We start from the raw sequence: 926 nt of genomic DNA, 5'->3' as shown, positions 1-926 counted from the left end.
TCCCCGGCCAGACCGAGATCCTTATGGGGGTCGCCTCGTGACCAGCCGCCCGACCCCCGAGTACGGCGCCCCGTACCTCCCGATCACCAGCACCCCGAAGGGACACACCATGACCACCGACCGGTGCGCCGCCGCCCACCACGAGGACCCGACTCCGTGCGACGGACCGCCCGTCGTGACCGTGCTCGACGCGCACAACAACGGCGCGGACGGCTGCGAGCACCACGGCGCCCGGCTCCTCGCCTCGCTGAAGGGCGCCCGGGTCTACCCCCTGCCCGACGCCCCGGACGGAGCCGCTACCCGCGTGTTCAAGGCAGCCGACACCACCCGCCCGTTCCCCTGGCTCGCCAACGCGCCTCGCACCGAGCCCAGCCAGCGCAGCGCCGCCGAGAACCGGGCGGAGCCGGTCGTATTCGAGGTGGAGCAGTCCGGAGCGGACTCGGACGGCTGGGACCCGGATGACCCGTTCGGCGACGTGGAGAGGTACGAGAGGGGCGAACGATGATCGCGCTTTTGCGGCCGTCGGACCCGGACCCGGACCTCCTGTAGAACGCAGAGGGGCCCCGCCAATCCGGAGATCGGCGGGGCCCTTACTGCGAGTCGCCCCCACAAGAGGCGGCCACATGGGGCAAGATCAGCCCCTCAAATGCACGAGCCAGGGTGTAGGAGCCCTGACTCGCCGCATCCCATTCGGTCGTTGACACCGACAGGACACGTTGCGTTGACCAGCGTAAGTCAGATTTCCCCCGCCGCTCCAGCGAACCGCGCCGCTGCGCGATCGCCGTTGAGCGGCGTTTTGGTGTCCGGCGCCAACTTCGATGCCCCGCATTCCGCCCGACTCGCCACAGTCCGGGCGAAGCGGAAGGAACGCCTCCAGCGTCCGCACCACCCCGCCACCACGGCCTTCCGGGACGGCTCCGGCCCGG

1 pseudogene is annotated in these 926 nt (G+C 71.0%); it reads left to right on the top strand.

The features are described from left to right. A pseudogene (locus O3W51_RS48190) lies at positions 1-505 on the top strand (hypothetical protein); the annotation flags it as partial. Between the last annotated feature and the right edge of the window lie 421 nt (positions 506-926).

The organism is Streptomyces sp. H39-C1 (assembly GCF_027158125.1).
GTDB lineage: Bacteria > Actinomycetota > Actinomycetes > Streptomycetales > Streptomycetaceae > Actinacidiphila > Actinacidiphila fildesensis.
The sequence above is the reverse complement of the archived record's forward strand: the minus strand, read 5'-3'. Positions and strand labels throughout refer to the sequence as shown.